This is a genomic window from Variovorax sp. P5_A3, from assembly GCF_056400665.1.
On sequence record NZ_JBFUKW010000011.1, the window covers coordinates 12,767 to 31,074 of the forward strand.

At 68.7% G+C, this 18,308-nt stretch carries 14 protein-coding genes and 1 pseudogene; 4 read left to right on the forward strand and 11 right to left on the reverse strand.

What is annotated here, in order from left to right:
* The 6 genes from fusA to phnD all read right to left on the reverse strand — a co-directional run bounded on the left by fusA (position 1) and on the right by phnD (position 6,944).
* Complete coding sequence (gene fusA, locus AC1D3B_RS18380; RefSeq protein WP_478192095.1) at positions 1-2,061, reverse strand: elongation factor G; 2,061 nt, start codon at positions 2,059-2,061, stop codon at positions 1-3.
* 147 nt (positions 2,062-2,208) lie between these two features.
* On the reverse strand, positions 2,209-2,943 hold the full coding sequence (locus AC1D3B_RS18385) for a PP2C family protein-serine/threonine phosphatase (RefSeq protein ID WP_478192096.1): 735 nt from the start codon (positions 2,941-2,943) through the stop codon (positions 2,209-2,211).
* 21 nt (positions 2,944-2,964) lie between these two features.
* A complete protein-coding gene (locus tag AC1D3B_RS18390; protein WP_478192097.1) occupies positions 2,965-4,083 on the reverse strand; it encodes a serine/threonine-protein kinase in 1,119 nt (372 codons plus the stop codon).
* Entirely contained in the window at positions 4,080-4,763 is a 684-nt protein-coding gene (gene tagF / locus AC1D3B_RS18395) for a type VI secretion system-associated protein TagF (protein WP_478192098.1), read from the reverse strand. Before tagF ends, AC1D3B_RS18390 begins: the two co-directional genes overlap by 4 nt.
* 119 nt (positions 4,764-4,882) lie before the next feature.
* Positions 4,883-5,953, reverse strand: a complete 1,071-nt coding sequence (locus AC1D3B_RS18400; RefSeq protein WP_478192099.1) for a phosphate/phosphite/phosphonate ABC transporter substrate-binding protein — start codon at positions 5,951-5,953, stop codon at positions 4,883-4,885.
* On the reverse strand, positions 5,913-6,944 hold the full coding sequence (gene phnD / locus AC1D3B_RS18405; RefSeq protein ID WP_478192243.1) for a phosphate/phosphite/phosphonate ABC transporter substrate-binding protein: 1,032 nt from the start codon (positions 6,942-6,944) through the stop codon (positions 5,913-5,915). Before phnD ends, AC1D3B_RS18400 begins: the two co-directional genes overlap by 41 nt.
* 244 nt (positions 6,945-7,188) lie before the next feature.
* On the opposite strand from phnD, the gene AC1D3B_RS18410 reads away from it, so the two are divergent.
* The 4 genes from AC1D3B_RS18410 to AC1D3B_RS18425 all read left to right on the forward strand — a co-directional run bounded on the left by AC1D3B_RS18410 (position 7,189) and on the right by AC1D3B_RS18425 (position 12,706).
* Positions 7,189-9,081: an ATP-binding response regulator gene (locus AC1D3B_RS18410; RefSeq protein ID WP_478192100.1), complete on the forward strand. Its 1,893-nt coding sequence runs from the start codon at positions 7,189-7,191 to the stop codon at positions 9,079-9,081.
* A 154-nt stretch (positions 9,082-9,235) separates the two neighbouring features.
* Positions 9,236-10,240 (forward strand): ABC transporter substrate-binding protein, encoded by a 1,005-nt coding sequence (locus tag AC1D3B_RS18415; RefSeq protein ID WP_478192101.1) that lies wholly within the window; start codon positions 9,236-9,238, stop codon positions 10,238-10,240.
* Between the two features lie 17 nt (positions 10,241-10,257).
* A complete protein-coding gene (locus AC1D3B_RS18420) occupies positions 10,258-12,249 on the forward strand; it encodes an ATP-binding response regulator (protein ID WP_478192102.1) in 1,992 nt (663 codons plus the stop codon).
* A gap of 202 nt (positions 12,250-12,451) precedes the next feature.
* Entirely contained in the window at positions 12,452-12,706 is a 255-nt protein-coding gene (locus AC1D3B_RS18425; RefSeq protein ID WP_478192103.1) for a hypothetical protein, read from the forward strand.
* A 43-nt stretch (positions 12,707-12,749) separates the two neighbouring features.
* On the opposite strand, the gene AC1D3B_RS18430 is transcribed toward AC1D3B_RS18425, so the two are convergent.
* From AC1D3B_RS18430 to AC1D3B_RS18450, 5 genes and pseudogenes are all read right to left on the reverse strand, one after another.
* The gene (locus AC1D3B_RS18430; protein ID WP_478192244.1) at positions 12,750-15,893 is read right to left on the reverse strand and encodes an autotransporter family protein; all 3,144 of its coding nucleotides are present in this window, start codon (positions 15,891-15,893) and stop codon (positions 12,750-12,752) included.
* Positions 15,894-16,022, reverse strand: a pseudogene (locus AC1D3B_RS18435) (ESPR-type extended signal peptide-containing protein); the annotation flags it as partial.
* Between the two features lie 236 nt (positions 16,023-16,258).
* The gene (locus AC1D3B_RS18440; protein ID WP_478192104.1) at positions 16,259-16,951 is read right to left on the reverse strand and encodes a hypothetical protein; all 693 of its coding nucleotides are present in this window, start codon (positions 16,949-16,951) and stop codon (positions 16,259-16,261) included.
* A complete protein-coding gene (locus AC1D3B_RS18445; RefSeq protein ID WP_478192105.1) occupies positions 16,948-17,304 on the reverse strand; it encodes a response regulator in 357 nt (118 codons plus the stop codon). The genes AC1D3B_RS18440 and AC1D3B_RS18445 overlap by 4 nt, the downstream gene beginning before the upstream one ends.
* Before the next feature lie 222 nt (positions 17,305-17,526).
* Positions 17,527-18,198, reverse strand: coding sequence for a response regulator transcription factor (locus AC1D3B_RS18450; protein WP_478192106.1), 672 nt, complete (start codon positions 18,196-18,198; stop codon positions 17,527-17,529).
* Positions 18,199-18,308 lie beyond the last annotated feature (110 nt).

The following is an 18,308-nucleotide window of genomic DNA, read 5'->3' on the forward strand; positions in this document are numbered from 1 at the left end:
TCATTCGTCGTCGCGTACGCGGTGCTGCCCCATCAATGTCTGCTGCACGGTCGGCGGCACCGCTTCGTAGTGAGAGAGCGAAATCGTGTAGCGCCCCTGCCCGCTTGTCATCGCGTTGAGACGCGACTGGTAGCTCGACAGCTCCGACATCGGTACCTGGCCCTTGATGACGACAGTGCCCGCCGCCATGTTCGACGTCCCGGTGACGAGTCCCCGCCGGGACGAGAGATCGCCGGTGACATCGCCGATCGACCCGTCCGGCGCGGCGATCTCGATCTGCACGATCGGCTCCAGAACGATCGCGCGCGCCTCGCGGATGGCCGCCATGAAGGCCTTGCGGCCGGCCGTGGCGAAAGCGATGTCCTTGCTGTCCACGCTGTGGTGCTTGCCGTCGTGCACGACCACGCGCACATCGACCACCGGGTAGCCGGCGATCGCACCCGTCACCAGCACCTCGCGCACGCCTTTCTCGACCGCCGGGATGAACTGGCCGGGAATCGTGCCGCCCTTGACCTGGTCGACGAACTCGAAGCCCGCGCCACGCGCCAGCGGCTCGATGCGCAGGAACACTTCGCCGAACTGGCCGGCCCCGCCCGTCTGTTTCTTGTGCCGGTGGTGACCCTCCGCCGGCATGGTCACCGTCTCGCGGTAGGCGATGCGCGGCGGGCGTGTGTTGACCTCGAAGCGGTAGACCTCGCGCAACCTCTCGAGCAGCACGCGCAAATGCAGTTCGCCCAGCCCGTAGACCACCGACTCGTTGGTCGCGGCCACGTGCTCGACACGCAGGCAGGGGTCCTCGCCCACCAGCTTGCCGAGGATCTCCCACATGCGCTGCTCGTCGCCGTGCCGCTTCGGCTCGATGGCCAGCCCGTGCACCGGGATCGGAAAGTCGAGCGGCGCGAGATGCACGTGGTCGTCCTCGGCCGCATCGTGCAGCACGGAATCGAAGCGGATGTCCTCCACCTTGGCCACCGCCACGATGTCGCCCGGCAGGGCACGCGAGACCTCCACATGGTCCTTGCCCTGCAGCATGAACAGGTGGCCCACCTTGAAGGGCTTGCGACCGTCGCCGACGTAGAGCTGGCTGTTCGTCGTGACCGTGCCCTGGTGCACCCGAAAGATCCCCAGCTTGCCGACATACGGGTCCACCGTCACCTTGAAGACGTGCGCCAGCACATGCAGCGACGGATCGGGCGTGGCCTGCATCGGCTTTGCAGCCGCGCCTTCGCCGACCAGGAAGTCCGGCGGATTGGCTTCGGTGGGGTCCGGCAGCAGCTTGACGAACACGTCGAGCAACTCGGACACGCCGGCCCCACTGCGCGCCGAAACGAAGCAGACGGGGATCAGGTGCCCTTCCCGCAGCGCCTGTTCGAGCGGCGCATGCAGTTCGCTCGCGTCGATATCGCCGTCGTTGAGGTAGCGGTCGACGAAGGCGGCATCGACCTCGACCACCTGCTCGACGAGCGCTCGGTGCGCCGCGTCGACGCTGCCCGCGTCGCAATCGCCCTCGCGGTTGAAGAAGCAATCGACCACGCGCGAACCTGCGCTTCCGGGCAGGTTCAGCGGCAGGCATTCGCGGCCGAAGGTCGCCTGGAGCTGCTCAAGCAGCCTCGCGACGTCGACGCCCTGCGCGTCGATCTTGTTGACGATGATCATGCGGGTGAGATGCCGCGAAGCCGCGTATTCCATCATGCGCACGGCCATCGGCTCGATGCCGGTGCTGGCATTGATGACGATGGCCGCTGTCTCCACCGCTTCCAGCGCGGGCAGGCTCTGGCCGAGGAAATCGGGGCCGCCCGGGGTGTCGATGAAGTGAATCCGCGTGCCCGCATGCGTGAAGTGCATCACCGATGCATTGAGCGAATGCTGCATGCGTCGCTCGAGCGGGTCATGGTCGCTCACGGTGCTGCCGCGTTCGATGCTGCCCGGCGCACCGATGGCGCCCGATTTGTGCAGCAGCGCTTCGGCAAGGGTGGTCTTGCCGGAGGCGGACGCTCCGACGAGCGCCAGCGTTCGCACCGCTTCCATTTCGGCCGCGAGGCCGTTCGATCGGCTTGGCATGAGTGGGTCTCCTCGGCGCCCTGTCCGCGAAGTCGTGTTGCCCGAACGGGACGCGCTCCGCCTTGACGGCGATTCAGGGTACGGGATTGACCGTTCCGGCGCAAGCGGCTGCGCGGGCCCGATCGCGGTGGCGGCGCCTGCGGAGACCTACGTGAGCCACAGCCCGACGGCCGTGTAGTTGTCGTGGCCCGGCTTGGCCCTCGCCTTGATCTCGGCGTCGATCTGTTCGATCCATTGTCCCGGGCTCCGTGAAGCCAACAGGGCCGCGCCCAGGAATGCGTCGCCCAGCACCTCCCAGATGCCGTCGCTACACAGCAGCAATGCGTCGCCGACGGCGAGGGGCATGCGCTCGGAGACGGCGATGTCCAGCGCCCCGTCCGCCGCACCCAGCGCCGACAGCAGCAGATTGCGCTGCGGATGCATGCGTGCGCCTTCCTCGTCGATCATGCCGCCCGCCACCATCTGCTGCACCAGGCTGTGGTCGACGGTGCGCGCCAGCAGCACGCCGGCGCGGAACAGGTAGGCGCGACTGTCGCCGCTGTGGGCCCAGGCGAGTTCGCGCTCGTGCAGGTCGATGGCCGCCATCACGGCCGTCGAACGCATGTCGGCCAGCAGGCCACCTTCGGCCTGGCGGGCCACCACGTCGCGATTGGCCTGCTCCAGCAGCCGTCGCAGGCTGGCGCTGTCGAGCGCGGGCGCCGCTGCGAAGCCGTCCAGCATGCTGGTGCGCGCGGTCGCCGCGGCCACATCGCCGCCGCCGTGGCCGCCGGCACCATCGGCCACCAGGCAGGCGACGAAGCGACCGTCGCTCCATTCCCCGAAAACGTCTTCGTTGTAGGCCCGGCCGCCCTTCTTCGACAAGGTGACGATCTTCATCTTCATGTGCACAGCAACCCCCTCACGTCAAACGATCCCGCTCTGCAGCAGCCACCACCCGGCCGCGATCGCGATCAGGGCCGCGACGGCCGCGGCCGCGACGAGGCGGCCCTTGCCTCCGGATGGTGGAGGCGGTGCCACCGTCGGCGCCGCAACCCGCACCGCCGCGACCGCCTTCGCCGGTCGGTACGCTGCCGGGTTCCCAACCAGGCCCAGGGCCTCGCGCAGTGCCGTCATCGACTGCGGCCGGGATTCGGGCCGCACGGCGAGTCCCGCGTCGATGGCCGAAAGCAGTCGCGCGCTGTAGCGCTGCTGCAAGGCCTCGTTGTTCGCGAGCGGCACGTAGGCGTCGGACAGCAGGCGCGCCACGGACGGCGGCGGCGCATGGCCACACACCGCGACGTGCATCAGCGCCGCCAGCGCATACACGTCGGTCCACGCGCCCTGCGTCATGCCCGGCATGTCGGCGTACTGCTCGATGGGCGCGTAGCCCGGCTTCAGGATGACCGTGATGGTCTGCGTCTTGTCGCTGATCACGCGCCGCGCGGCGCCGAAGTCCAGCACGACCGGACGCTCCGAGCCTTCGAGCAGGATGATGTTGTCCGGCGCGATGTCGCGGTGATAGCACTGGGCAGCATGCATCACCGCGAGCGCCTGCGTCACGCCGTCCATGACGCGCAGGAGCCAGCCCTCGTCGACACCGCCCGGCCTGGCGGCCAGCGCCTGCCGCAGCGTGTCGCCTCGATAGAAGGGCATCACCATGTAGGAAGTGCCGCGCTCCTGCCACGACCGGTAGACCTTCAGCAGCGACGGATGGTCGAAGCGGGCCAGGAGCCTTGCCTCGTTGATGAAACTGCGCATGCCGAGGTCGAAGGTCTCGCGGTGCCGCTCGGACAGCGGCATGACCGCGCCGTCCACCTGGCGCGTCGACAGCAGCGAGGGCAGGTATTCCTTGATCGCGACCACACGTTCCAGCCTGGGGTCCCAGGCCTCGTAGACCACCCCGAAGCCGCCTTGTCCGACGATGCGGGTCACCTCGAACTCGGCCAGCCGGCTGCCCACCGGAAGCCGGCCGGCTTCCGCGTTGTCGACCGCCGTCCGGACACTGGGTGCGACGGTGGGCGCGTCGCTGGCACCGGAGGTCACGGCGGCTCCGGGCCCTGCGTCGACGCGCCGGCCGCGTAGCCGAAGAGCGCTTCGAACTGGTCGTCCTCCGGCAGGCCCTGGCTGGCCATGCCGACGCCGTCTTCGGCCGTCGGGTCGGTGAACCAGAGGGACTGGCCGACGACCGGCAATGCCAGCGCGGATTCGCCCCCCTCGCTCCCGACCGGTGCATCGTCCGCGAAAAGACGATGCAGCAGCACCTCGAATCCGACGGCGTCGAGATCCCGGTCGAGTCCTTCATGTGCGCCCTGGCGCGCCAGAGCCCACCAGCGCCGCACCTCGGCCAGGGCCTCGCCGGTGAGTTCGCTGCGCGGGGACACGAGTTCCTGCGTCACGGTGAAGGGAAAGTACCGTCCCGACTCATCGACCGAAGGCATCATCACGCCGATCCAGCTTTGCCCGCCGACGACGCCGTTGCCCAGAACAAAGCACCAGAGCGGCGCCTCGAGATAGCGCTCGGTCCAGTTCTGGTGAAGTACGCGCAGGCGCGCCAGGCCGGCATTCAGCCAGCGCGCCCAGGCATCGCGAAATTCCTCGGGCAGGCGGCGATGCGCGAAGTCGCCCATACCGGGCAGCTTGCCGAACCAGCCCGGCGCCGCGCCTGAAACGACAGGAGAGGACTCGCTGCCCACAAGACCTCCGAACAAGCCTGAATGAAACATCCAGTTTCCGCGCGTACGGCTGCGAGCGCAAATCTGGCGAACGGCCTAGTGCGGGACGTAGCGCGAATCAAAGGTGTAGGGCGTTTGCCTTCGAACCCGCCGGCAGGTTTGCGAGTGGATCATCGCGCCTCATTGCGCAGCGCAGCAACCTGTTTTGCATAAAGACTCTCGATCCGCTGCAGTCGCGCCTCCCGCGCGGCTTCATTCACCCACCGTGCGTTCAGGGCGCTCTGACGGGCCAACTGGTATTCGAGATGGGCGGCCGGCAGCAACGCCTCGTTGGTGGCGGCAACATAACCCAGGCCCGCACGCAAGGTCTTCAATGTGTCGCGCTCGCTATCGGCGCGCGAACCCGCACCCTGGCCGTAGCGCACCAGGAAGACCTGGACCTTCTTCTGGACGGCGGGCGAAAGCCCGTGCCGCACCACCATTTGAGCCGGTGGCGTGGGCGCGGACTGCCATATGACCTGCAGGCGTTCCGCTTCGGCCGGAAACTGCTGCCTGAACCGGTCGAAGTCGGTGGTGTTGTTGGTGGCCACATCCGCATCGCCATTCGCCACCGCCAGCGCCGTGGTCTGATGGGTGCCGATGATTTCGCTGTGGAACCGCGTTTCCATCTCGATGCGGTTGGGAAGGAAGAGCTGCACTTGCGGCAGGATGTAGCCCGACACCGAGCGGCTGTCGCCGCGAGCCAGGCGCCATCGCTCCGGCCTGGAAAGCAAGGCATCGAGGCTGTCGATCGGGCCGGTCTTGCGCACGAGAAGAATGGCCCGATGGTCAGGCTCGCCGGAATGGCGCTTGACCTGTGCCAGCACGCGCATCCGCTGCCTGGACACGGCGTCGAGCGCCATCTTGGCGGACAGCAGGGCCAGGTCGACCTCATTGCGCTGGATGGCCTGCTCGAGGGATTCGTAGTTGGTCACGGAAAGCGCCGTCACAGGATGACGCAACTCGCGACCCAGGTCGGCCAACAGTGGCGCCCACTTGTCGCGCGACTCGACTGCGCCGCCGATTGGCAACACGCCGAAGCGCAGCGGGGTCGGCGCGGTGGCGCGTCCGGCCTGTGCATGTGCGGCGACGTGCCAGCCCAGCGCCCCCGTCACCGCGCAATGGCCCGCGAGCGCGAGCAACCGCCGCCTCACCATGACTTCAAGGCCTGACTTCGCGCAGCACCGACTGCTGCTCGGCATAGGTCGTCTCGATGCGCTGCAGGCGGGCCTGACGTGCGGCTTCGTTCACCCATTGCGAGGTCATCGCGCTCTGCCGCGCCAGCTGGTAGGCCAGCTTGGCCGCCGGCATCAGCGAACTGTTGTCGGCGGCGACGAAGCCGGCCAGGTCATGCAGTGATTTCAGCACGGCACGCTCGGAATCGCCGCGCGGTCCCCGGCCTCGCGCGTACTCGACGAGAAAGCCCTGGACCTGCTTCTGGAACGCCGGGCCGTAGTCCTGTCGCATGACGATCTGCGCATGCGGGATCAGTTCGGACTCCCAGATGACCTGCAGGCGATCCGCCTCGGCCGGGAACTGGAGCTTGAAGCGTTCGAAGTCGGCGGTGTTGTTGGTCGCCACATCCGCCTCGCCGTTGGCGACGGCCAACGCAGTCGCCTGGTGCGTGCCGATGATCTCGCTGCGGAACCGCGTCTCCATCGCAATGTGGTTGGGCAGGAAAAGCTGCAACTGCGGCACGATGAAGCCCGACACCGAACGGCTCTCGCCGCGCGCGAGGCGCCAGTTTTCCGGCTCGGCGAGCAGGCCCTTCAGGGAGGTGTACGGCCCCGTCTTGCGCGCCAACAGCAGGGCGCGGTAGCCCGGCAGCCCGTCGTGGCGCGTGACCTGCGCCACCACGATCATGCGGCGCAGGGTCACGGCATCGAGGGCCATCTTGCCGGACAGGAAGGCCATGTCGACCTGGTCGCGCTGGATCGCCTGCTCGAGCGCGTCATAGGACGTGACCGACAGCATGGTGACCGGGCGCCCGAGGGCGCGGCTCATGTCCGCGAGCAGCGGCTCCCAGTCGTTGCGCGATTCGAAAGCGCCACCCAGCGGAAGAATGCCGAAGCGCAGCGTACCGGCGCCGACCGTGCTCCCGGGACCGGCGGTCTGCGCCGTGGCGGCGAGCTGGCAACCGAGGACCATCGCCAGCGCGCCGCGCAGCAGCAGCGCACCGGCGCGCCGCGCCATCACCCGCCAACGCCAGGGCTGGATCATGAGGGGAACTTGGGAAGCGCCTGAAGCGCGATGGACAGAAGCCTGCATCCTTTGGAAACGCATCGGCCAGAGGGTCCGATTTCCCGGGCTGGTCAAACGTGTACTGTCGAGAACACAATTAGAAACCAACTTCAACCTTCGTCGTGTCGTTTTTCTCTACCCATGTACTTTGGTCGGTAACGGAGCGGCGGATCCGCCGACGCGTCGTTTCCCGCTCATGAGCTGGTCCTTTCGCTCTCTCCGCCTGCTGGTGCATCCCACGCTGGCGCAACAGCTCGTCCTGCTGGCCCTGTTGCCGGCGACCGTCGCCACCCTGGGCGCGATCGCCGTGCTCACGCAACAGCATCTGGCCAACGTCACAGAGCTCATGCGCGCCAACGCGCAGACCGTGGCGCTCCAGGTGGCGACGGTGGCGCAGTCCCAGATCCAGCACATGGACCGCCGGGCGCTGCAGCGCACCGCCCAATCCGGCAGTTACCAGCCGCACGTGCAGCAGGTGCAGATCTGGTCGGAGGACGGCGAGATCGTCGCCAACTCCGAAACCAACGACCGGCAGCGCGGCGAAGGGCTGCAAGTGGTGGCGCCGATCATCGGCGACGACGGCAAGCACGCGGGCAAGGTGATGGTGGAGATGAGTCTCGACGCCGTGGGCAACGCCAAGAAGGCGGTCTGGCTCAACGTGGTGCTGGTCCTGGTCGCCAGTCTCGTGGGTGTCGGGCTGGCCGGGTGGTGGGCGGCGCGGCGCATCAGCGCGCCCATCCGCGCGCTCGGCGAGGCCGTCGATCGCCTGGGCGCCGGCGAGGATGCCCAGGTCGAGATCCAGGGCACGGCCGAGGTGCGTCGCCTGCAGGACGGGTTCAACCAGGCCGCACGGGCGCTGACGGAAAGCCGCAACCAGCTGGAAAGCCGCATCGTCCACGCGACGGCGGAACTGGCCAGCAAGAACCAGCAGCTCGAGGTCGCGAGCCAGGCCAAGACCCGGCTCCTGGCCGCTGCCAGCCATGACCTGCGACAGCCCCTGCATGCGCTCACGCTGTTCTCCGACGGCCTGGCCAACGGCGAGACCGATCCGGCGCGCCTCCAGCGCATCGGCCACATCCGGGAGTGCGTCGAATCGCTGGACCGGTTGTTCACCGAGCTGCTCAACCTCTCGCAACTCGACGCGGGCGTGCTGCAGCCGCATTGGGCAGATTTCGCGCTCGACACCCTTTTCGACGAGATCAGCCGCAACTTCCGCGCCGTGGCAGAGCAGCAGAACCTGCGCCTGGTGGTGCGCAAGACCGACGCGTGGGTGCGCTGCGACTACGTGATGCTGTCGCGCATCCTGAACAACCTGGTGTCGAACTCGCTGCGCCACACCGTCGAAGGCGGCGTGCTGGTCGGCGCCCGGCGACGCGGCAAGGGCATCCGCATCGACGTCTGGGACACCGGCGTCGGCATCGCGGCCCATCACCAGGCACGGGTCTTCGAGGAGTTCTACCAGGTCGAGCCGCACGGCCACGCGGGTGGCCGCACCGTCCGCGGCATGGGCCTCGGGCTGGCGACGGTGCAACGGCTGGCGGCGCTGCTGAACACGCGGGTCGACCTCATTTCGCGGCTCCACGAGGGGACCTGCGTGCGCGTGATGGTGCGCGGCACGGAGCCCGTGATCGGGCTGACGCCGCCACCCCTGCCCACGCCGGGCACAGCGGCCGACGACGACGCCGGACTGCGCAACGTCCGGGTACTGGTGATCGACGACGAGCGCACCATCCTCGAAGGGCTGCAGGTCGTGCTCTCGAACTGGGGCGCCGAGGTGATGGCGGCGCAGACGCGCAGCGAGGCCCTGGCCCTCGCCGACGCCTGGAGTCGCCCGCCGGACGTGGTCGTCAGCGACCTGCTGCTGCAGGGCGGCGACAACGGCCTCGACGTGCTCGCCGCGCTCGAGCGGCATCCGAACGGCATCGGGCCCGGCACCGCGCGCCTGCTCGTGACCGGGGAGACCAAGCCCGACCGCCTCCGCGAAGTGGCGAGCGCCGGGGTGTCGGTGCTTTACAAGCCGGTCTCGCCGAGAGTGCTTCGGCAGGCGATCCAGGCGCAGTTGGCGGCCGCCCGCGAGCCGGCGATGTAGGGATACGACGTCTGACATAGGCCGACAGGCTGCGGCGCCGGGCCTTCCCCCGCCAGAAGCCGACCGCCTGTGTACCGACATAAGCCCTCTGCCTTATCGCGCCGAAAGAGCCCCGTCCGTACATTGGCTCCATCACCTACTGCGGATGCAGTCCATGTTTGCGAATCGATTTCACCAGCCGCTCGGAATGCGATGCGCCATTGCGGCCATCGCCTGCGCATGCGCGGTGGTGCCCGTGACCAGCGGGGCGGCGGCGGTGATCACGGTACTCATGGCGGACGACACCGCCCCCCACGCGGAATTCGTACGCCAGTTGCGGGAGACGCAGGAGGTGGGCAGCCGTCTCGAACTGATCAACGTTGCCGCCGGCCGGCCGGCCGGCGAAAACCTCGAAGAAGACCATCCGGCCATCGGCGCTCGCTCGCGCGGTGCCCGCCCGCCCGCGCCGGCGGACGTCCCGATCACCATGGCGGTCGGCGTCAATGCCGCACGGACCGCCATCGAGCGCCCGGGGCAGGATCCGCTGATCCTCGCGATGCTGAGCCGGCTCGACTACGAGAGCCTCAAGGACAACCCCGCCCTGCGGCGGCCGGACCGCTGGATCGGCGTGCTCCTGCGCGAGCCGTCCATGGCCGACCAGCTGACGCTGATCGATGCCGTGATGCCGCAGAAACGCCGGCTGGGCGTGGTGGCGACCGCCGAATCGGAGCCCATGGTGCGCGAACTCCAGCGCGCCGCGAACGGCTGGAACCTGCAGATCGAGTACGCACCCGATGCGAAGGCGCTGGCCTCGGTGCTGCGGCAGCTCGTCCCGCGCAGCGACGCGCTGATGGTGCTCCCCGACCTGATCGGCGACAGCCAGCCCGCGACCCTGGCTGTGTTGCGCGCAGGCGCCAGCGCCGGCCTGCCGGTGTTCGGCACGAGCGAAGGGCTGGTGCGCTCCGGCGGGCTCGCGGCGGCAGTCTCCACCCCGGCACAGCTGGCCCAGCAGGCGCGCCTGATGGGGCTGAAGCTGGCATCCAGTACCGGGACGTGCGGCGTGCTGGTCGAAGCCGCCACGCCGGCCACCGTTCGCGTCAATCCCACGGTCGCGCGCGGCCTGGGCATGCGCCTGCCGGAAGAGCGCGAACTCACGGAACGGGTCACCGCCATCCGATGACCGCCGCGCAGAACCCCATGACCGCACCCGCTCACCGCCTGATCGCACCCGCTCCCGCGGCGCGGCCCACCGATCCGCCGGCCACCGACGATCGCGCCCTCGTGGTCGAGGGAAGCCTGCAGCGCGACCTGTTCCGCCTCGGCGTGGTGCCATGCGCGGCGGTGGCGATCGCGCTCACCGGATGGTTCACGAACAGCCGGCTCGACACGCTCGAAGCCGCCTTCGACGCCGAAGGCCGGGCCGTTGCCCGCCAGGTCGCGGCGATGTCCGACCTGAGCCTCTATGCCGGCGACGTGCCCGCGCTGCAGAACGTCGCCAATGCCGCGCTGAGGGGCGGGCAGGTCACGCGCGTCGAGATCAGCAACAGCGCCGGCGTCTACGTGACGGCCGGCCCGAAGACGGCGCCGCTCGCGCAGCTTCGCATGTTCACCGCCCCGGTCACGCTGCGCGAAGCCTCGCGCGCGACAGCCTTTGCGCCGCCCGGTTCGACCGCCGCGGGCGAGACGCCGATCGGCCTGGTGCAGACCTTCCGCGACACCACGGCCTACGACCGTGAGCGCACGCGCTCGCTGATGGCGGGCATCGGCATCGCCATGATCGCGCTGCTGATCGCGTGGGCCTGGGTCCGCCACACGGCGCGCGCCGTCGCCCAGCCGCTGCGCCGCATCTCGCGCGCCGTGGCGGCGCTGCAGGCGGGCCAGTTCGACGCGCGCTGCAACGTGGTCACGCCGGACCGGGACGACGGCGACGCCGAACTGGGCGCACGGCGCGCCCAGCACGAACTCGCCAACCTCGCGCATGACATCAATCGCCTGGCCGAACGCCTGCAGCGCAACCAGCAGATTAGCGAAGAGCGGGTGCGCGAAGCGACCGCCGTCGCCCTGCAGCGCATGGCCGAGGCCGAGCAGGCCGCCTTGTCCCGCGCGCGCTTTCTCGCGGCGGCGAGTCACGACCTGCGCCAGCCGCTGCATGCGATGGGCCTTTTCATTGACGGACTGCTGCCGACGGCCACCTCCGCGCAGCGCCCCGCCGTGCTGCGGCTGCAGGAAGCCACGGGCTTCATGACCCTGCTGCTCGACGACCTGCTGGAAATCTCGCGGCTCGATGCGCAGGTGCTGACGCCCACGATCGCCGGCGTGTCGCTGGCGACGATCTTCGACCAGCTCGACGCACAGCACGCCGCGCCGGCCACCGCCGCACGCGTGCGCCTGCTGTGGGAGGACCGGGGCCTGGCGATTCGCAGCGACGCGGCGCTGTTGCAGCGCATCATCGGCAACCTGGTCAGCAATGCGATCCGCCACACCCCGCTCGATGGCACGGTGCTGGTGGCCGCGCGCCGACGCGGCGGCGCCATCCGCATCGAAGTGCGCGACAACGGGGTCGGCATCGCGCCGATCCACCAGGCGCGCATCTTCGAAGAGTTCTACCAGGTCGCGAATACCGAGCGCGACCGCCGCCAGGGCTTCGGCCTCGGCCTCGCAATCTGCGCGCGGATCGCCGCCTTGCTCGGTACGCGGATCACGCTGCGCTCGGCGCTTCAGGCCGGCAGCACCTTCGCGCTCGAATTGCCGGCGGCCAACCCGCGCGAAGTGGACCCCCCCGCGCCGGAGCCGGTGGCGTCGGCGCCGCTGGCCGGCGTACGCTGCCTGGTGGTGGACGACGATCCGGCCATCCTGCATGGCAGCCGCAACCTGCTCGAGCAATGGGGCTGCCAGGTCGAATGCGCCTCCAGCCGCGCGGCGGCGCTCGTCCGGCTGGAGGAGCCCGGCGCGCATTTCGACGTGGTGCTGTGCGACCTGCAACTGGACGGCGACGACGACGGCATGGAAGTCATCGACGCCACTCGCCGTCTCCAGCCCGACGCGCTGGCCGTGCTGGTTTCGGGCGCCACCGGCCCCGAGGTCCTGCAGCGCTTGCGCCAGGGGGGCGTGATGCTGCTCACCAAGCCGGTCGCGCCGGCCAAGCTGCGGGCGCTGCTGTCGACCCGGCGCATCGCGGTGCTGGCCTGAGGAATAGACGGCCGCGGTGGTCGATGTGTCCCATCCGAGCGACATGCGCCCGGCTCAGGCGCGGAAAATGTCGCGAAAAAGATTCAGACATGTATCAACCTGTACCTTAGTCGTAGGTGCCAGAGCCGCGCGGAAGGTCGCCCGTTGCTAGGATGCCGCTTCTTTGAATGGCGAACGCACGGCGCGAGGAAGGACGGGGCAGATGGAACCGATGCACTGGCAGTACATGGGCGCGCTCGGAGGGGTGATTGGCATCGGCTGGCTGGTCGTGGTGCCGATGTACAGAGGCTGGAATCACCTGAACGAGAAGATGACAGGGCGCGTGGCGCAGAGCATCCGCATGATGGCCGAATGCGAGGACCGGCCCGTTGCAGCCACCACGGCGGCGATGTCGATGCCCCGGCATCGGCCATTGGCGGAGTGGCGCCGGCGCCGCTCAGGGCGCCCGTCGCCGTAGGGAACGCCGGAAAGCCCCGCCCACGCGCCAGGCGGGGCGGCACTCACCAGACGTACTTGGCGCCAACGAGCCCTTCCAGGTTCCGGTAGTTGCTACCGGTCTGCAGGCCGACCTGGCCCCAGCCGGTCCAGCCATTGCCGAAATCAAGCTGGGCGCCGAGCTTGAACTCGTAGCGGTCCTTCGGCAGGTCCTGCGCCATCCTGATGTCGTTGAACCACACCGCGTTGCCCTTGTCGGCGTGCCACCAGTTGACCGCCACGAAGGGCTGAATCACGAACTTCCGCGTGTCGAGGGAACGACCGTACAGGCGCGCGCCCACACGGCTCGTGAAGCCTCCGGCCTCATCGGCCTGGACCACCGTCCCGTTGGCCTCGACGTGGCTGTCGGCACGGTAACCGGTGTAGATCGCCTGCACCTGCGGCTCGAGATAGACGACGCGCCGCCCGTCGTTGCCGACTTCGAACGCATAGCCGGCTTCGATGGACGCAGACCGCGTGCTCGACGTGTATTTCTCGCGCACCAGCCCTTCTCCCTGGACCTCGTTGTGATATCGGCCGTACTGGGCCCAGCCGTCGACGTACAGGCCGGTGGGCCTGGACGCATCGGCGTACCAGGTGCCGTACACGCCGACGCTGTTGCCGTCCACGCGGCCGGTGGCGCTGTAGCCCGTGAGCTTCGAATCGACGTCCGTCGTGGCGCTGCCGGTGCCGAGCATCAGGCCCGCGTTGAGGCGGTTGTCGCCCGAGTTCCAGCGCCCCAGTTCGAACCCGCCTTGCAGCATCCAGCTCCGGGTGCTCAGGTCGAGTTGGTTGTCGCCGGCCTCGCTGTCGACCTTGCGGCCCTGGAGGCGCGCCCAGCCGGCCATGGGCTTGTCGTTGCCCGCGCGGCCGCTCTCGGCAAAGTCGAGCTCGCCCAGGCGATCGTGCAAGGTGTGCACGAACATGCCCGTCGCCGCGGACTGGTTGGCCAGGTAGGCCCCCACTTCAGGACGGTACAACGGGCTCGCGGCGCCGCCCGCAACGCTTGCGCTCGGACTCTCGCTCGTGCCGGTGCCTCCGTCGGAGACGACGGCTTCGCCCACTTTCAGCTCGGCTTCGTCTTCCGGCGATGGCTTGTCCACCGTGTTGCGCAGGTACCAGCTGCCATCCCCGTCGCTCTTGTAGAGGAAGTATTCGTGAGCGCCGGCAACCACCCGGCCGTCGAGGGCGAACGCCCCGTCGGCCGAGTAGGTGTGCTCCAGCACGCGCACGACCTCGATACCCCTGCCCTGCGTCACTGCCCCCTTGCCGCCCACGTTGTTCACCTGGATTCCCGTCGCTGCGGTCCCCACGCTCGTGCGGTCGACCACGAACATGTCGCTCTGGCTGTTGGCGCCGCCTTCGTTGAGGACGGTATCGACCTTCAGGGTGCCGCCCGACACGTAGGTGCCGCTGCCGGGCGTCCCCGCGACGCGTCCGCCGGAGATGAGCAACACGTCGCCCACGGCGCCATTGCGGCCCAGGTCGATGACGCCGCTGTTGGTGAAGCGGCTGACCCCCAGGAGGTGGCCTTGCACCGCGCCGTTGGAAGCCAGCGTGTTGGCCGCACGCCCCGTGTTGTACAGGTCCGCCGGATCGACGATGCCGGCCGTGCCGCCCAGGAGGGCGAGCGTGCCGCTGTTCTCGACGGTATTGCGATCGCCGCTGCCGAAGTCGGTCACCGCCACGCGCAGTGTGTCGCGTACGCCACTGCCGGTGCTGTCCGCCAGGCTGCGCAGGTTCCAGGTGCCGGCGTTGTCCAGGGTGTTGGCACCATTTCCAAGCGTCATGAAGCCGGTGATCTCGCCGCCTGCCTCATTGCGAATCGCCAGGGTGGACCCCTCGATGAAATCGGTGGCGATGACCCGGTCGCTCAGCGCACCGATGCGGCCGGCGTTGGACACCGTCGCGACAGGCGTCGCGGCGTCGGTGAGGCTTTGCAAGGAGATCGCCGATCCTCCGGCCCGACCGCCGTCCAGTTCGCCGGCCGCCTCCACGGTCACGGCCTGCGTGCCGGCGGACTTGACTGCCACCGCATGGGCCGCGTCTCCACCCGCGCTGATCGCCCCTGCCGCGATCACAGCGACGCTTCGCTGTCCCTCTGCATGAATGCCCGTGCTGCCGTCGCCGTGCGTGGTGATCCGGCCGCTGTGGGCGACGGCGACGTCCCCGGCGGGGGCCTTTGCGCCGATGGCGTCACTCCCTGCACCGCGGGTGGCGATATCGCCGCTGTTGTCGATCGAGATGTCGCCTGCCGCCGCATAGGCAACGATGCCGCTGGCAGCCGCGCCCGTGGTCTCGAGGGTCATGCTGTTGCTGATGTCCACATTGCCGCTTCCCGCGTGGTCGCCCCCCACGGCGTAGGCGTTGTCGCCCTGGGTGCGGATGAAGCCGCTGCCGCGCGTGTCGATGCGGATCGAACCCGTGCCGTCGCTCTTGCCCATGACGGCGCGCGACCAGTCGCCGCTGGTCTCGATGCCGGGGCCGCCGTAGTCGATCGCCACGTCGCCCGCGCTGGTGCTGCCGTACATGGAGCCGCGCAGGGCACTGCTGTCGTAGCCCTTCGTCACGAGGGTCCCACTGGCCTTGATGCCGATGCTGCCACCAGCAGGACCGCCTTCGACTTTCGCGAAGATGCCGTGCGGCCCTTCGCCCGCATCGCTGCCATTCGCATTGATGGTGCCGGTGGACTCGATCGTGATCGCTCCGCCCTTCGTTGCGGCGAAGATGCCGCCGCTGCCCGATCCTTCGACGTGCACATTGCCCGTGTTGACGATGCCGATGGCACCGTCCGTCGAGTTCGCGATGATTCCGTACGCACCGGCGCCGGTCGTGGTGACATGGCCCTTGTTGATGACGGACACGCTGCCCGTCGTTGCTTCGGCGTTGATGGCATGGCTGCCGGTCCCGCCGGTCCTGAAATCGCCGGCGGCATCGATGCGGACGTTGCCTGTGCCCGTGGCCTGCCCGTAGACGGCATGCGCAGCATCGCCCGAGGTGGCGATTCTGGCGTCGTCGTTGACCTTGATGTCACTGTTGTCCGCTCCTGCCGTGAGCTCGTGCACGCCGTGCACCGCACCCCCCGTCGTGATGTCGCCGGAGCAGACGATGGGACTGACCCCGCTGCAACTCGCCTGCGCGACATCGATCGCACCGAAGAAGGCGGCCATGCCGATTCCGGCCGAAAGCACGTGCTTCGCACATGAGCCGCCACTCGACGCACGGCCGGTCCTCGTCAATTCGGACGTGACAATCCATTTGCCCGCGGCATTGCGGACGATCCGATAGATCCTGTTCAACTAAAGCTCCCTGGGTTTCTTGTAGGAAGATTCAGGGGGCCTCCTTTGTTCTTCCCCGCCCCCTGAATCAGGCGTCTCGACGCCTGCGGGGATTCTCAGGAATACCGTTCCCCGGATATACGAGGCCGATCCGGAACTGATTCCGGAAACAGCTCTCCATGGCGGAGAAAATTCCACCAGTCAAACAAAAGGAAACAGGGAGATGCGTGAGGTTCGCGAGATCCGCGAACGCGGCCTCAGGCGGGTGCCTGGGCGGTTCCGAGAGAGAGGCGCACGGCGTCGGGTGTGACCGACACCTCATACCCCAATCCGTCGGCCAGCGATTGCAGCGCGATGGCATCGATTGCCAGCGCACGCGGCGCCCGGTGCGCGCCGGCGACGGGGTCGGCCTCGGTCGAATCGCCGACCGTCGCCGAGAAGCGCAGGGCATCGGCGCCTTCCGACTCGACGTCGATCGCGCCGACATGCGGCACGCTGTCGTGCAGATAGCTCAGCGCGCCGAGCACCATGTAACGCAAGGCCGCCCCCGAGGAAAAGCGCGGCTCGCCATCCTCGGGCGAAAGGTCTTCGCCGACGCGGAGCGCGATGCTGTGCAGGTCGAAAGCCACGCGCATCAACGCCGTGCACTGGGCGACGAGTTCGCTGCGCGTGATGCCGTCGTCGTGCGTGGCGAGTTCCCAATCGCGCAGCGAGCGCACGCCATTGGCGAGCGCCGTGACCTGCTCCTCGATCAGGGCGACCCGTTCAGCCCACGCCGTCGCGTCAGGGGAAGCGGCGGCAGTCATCTGGCGCTTCAGCAGCAGGATGCCCATGCGGATGACCGACACGGGCGCCGTCATCTCGTGCCGCAACGCCGGAAGCGCGCGCGTCAGCAGTTCGTGCCGCACGCCGGCGGCCATCCAGCTGCGCGCGCCGGGTGAAGCCTTCATCCGGCGGCCGCCCGCGTCAGGATGCGGTCGAGCACATCGAAGTCGATCGGCTTCTGCAGATGATGGTCGAACAGTCCGGCCGCGCCATCCGCTTCCTCGGCCGAGTAGCCCGAGATCGCCACCAGCAGCGGCGCCTCGCCCCGTGCGCTCGCACGCAGTTGCCGCGCGACTTCGGTCCCCGGGAAGTCCGGCAGCGTGAGGTCCACGAGCGCGGCATCGAAGACTTCGCTGGCAGCAACATCCAGGGCCTGCTGACCGGTGTAGGTACAGCGCGCCGTGTGGTCCTGCAGCACGAGGAGTTCCTGCAGCAGATCCGCCGCAGCCTCGTTGTCGTCGACGATCAGAACGTGCACTTGCAAATCTCCCCGGTGCAAAGGTCCAGAGTATCGAACCGCTTGCCGCCTGCGCGATGTAGGACACATTCGCACTCTGCCCATCCGGGGCTTTGTCAGTGCGCTCGAACTGCTCGAAGACGCGCTCGTGGTCCTCCGCGGCAATGCCGATGCCGTGGGCGCGCACGGTCATCTGCACCGTGTCCCCGCACCGGTCCACCGTGACCGAGATCCATCTCTCTTTCAACCGCATGTCGCGCCATCGCGCGGGCCGACATCGAGCTCGCTGAAAGCGCGCACGAGATCGGGCAAGGATCGCGCGCCCATCTTGTCCATCGCGTTCGCCCGGTGCAGCTTCACCGTCCGCTCTGCAGTGCCGAGGGCCGCGCCGATCTCCCTGTTGTAGGCGCCCGCCACGACCATGGCCGCGACCTGCCGCTCGCGCGGGGTGAGGGTGGCGTAGCGCGCCTTCAGCGCCGCGATCTGCCGGAGCGTCCGCCGACGGGCAAGGTGGTGCGCCAAGGCGTTTCTTACCGCGCCGACGAGCGTCTCCCGGTCGACCGGCTTGAGGAAGAAGTCGGCCGCTCCGGCCTTCATGGCGCGCAAGGTGTCGTGCGCGCTGGCCTTGGCGGTGACGACGATGACAGGGAGCGGTTCGACGCTGCGCGTGACGACATCCTGCAGGTCGAGCCAGTCCGGCCCGGGCATGTGGAGATCGAGGATCAGGCAGCCGGGCTCGTCGCCGATGCCTTCGTGCAGCAGTTGGCTGATCGAGCCGTAGTCCCGGACCCGGTGACCGGCGGTCATGAGCTGGTCGCAAACCGCGCGTCGGAACGTGCCGTCGTCATCGACCACCCGGACAACAGGACGCTCTGCATCTTCGTGACCGGAAGCCCCATCGTCTGCAAGTGTCATGTTCGATTCGCTGGATCCCGCGGCCCCGTTGCCGCCGTCTGCATCATACGAACCCGACAGGCGACCCTCCTGGACCCTTGGCCGATTGCGTACCGCCCATGGGTCATGGT

Coding starts and splice junctions, on each gene's coding strand:
- tagF (WP_478192098.1), bottom strand. CDS start 4,763: ATGTTTCATTCAGGCTTGTTCGGAGGTCTTGTGGGCAGCGAGTCCTCT.
- AC1D3B_RS18410 (WP_478192100.1), top strand. CDS start 7,189: ATGAGCTGGTCCTTTCGCTCTCTCCGCCTGCTGGTGCATCCCACGCTG.
- AC1D3B_RS18420 (WP_478192102.1), top strand. CDS start 10,258: ATGACCGCACCCGCTCACCGCCTGATCGCACCCGCTCCCGCGGCGCGG.
- AC1D3B_RS18430 (WP_478192244.1), bottom strand. CDS start 15,893: ATGGCCGCCTTCTTCGGTGCGATCGATGTCGCGCAGGCGAGTTGCAGC.
- AC1D3B_RS18425 (WP_478192103.1), top strand. CDS start 12,452: ATGGAACCGATGCACTGGCAGTACATGGGCGCGCTCGGAGGGGTGATT.
- AC1D3B_RS18400 (WP_478192099.1), bottom strand. CDS start 5,953: ATGCCGAGCAGCAGTCGGTGCTGCGCGAAGTCAGGCCTTGAAGTCATG.
- AC1D3B_RS18440 (WP_478192104.1), bottom strand. CDS start 16,951: ATGAAGGCTTCACCCGGCGCGCGCAGCTGGATGGCCGCCGGCGTGCGG.
- AC1D3B_RS18415 (WP_478192101.1), top strand. CDS start 9,236: ATGTTTGCGAATCGATTTCACCAGCCGCTCGGAATGCGATGCGCCATT.
- fusA (WP_478192095.1), bottom strand. CDS start 2,061: ATGCCAAGCCGATCGAACGGCCTCGCGGCCGAAATGGAAGCGGTGCGA.
- AC1D3B_RS18450 (WP_478192106.1), bottom strand. CDS start 18,198: ATGACACTTGCAGACGATGGGGCTTCCGGTCACGAAGATGCAGAGCGT.
- phnD (WP_478192243.1), bottom strand. CDS start 6,944: ATGGCGCGGCGCGCCGGTGCGCTGCTGCTGCGCGGCGCGCTGGCGATG.
- AC1D3B_RS18385 (WP_478192096.1), bottom strand. CDS start 2,943: ATGAAGATGAAGATCGTCACCTTGTCGAAGAAGGGCGGCCGGGCCTAC.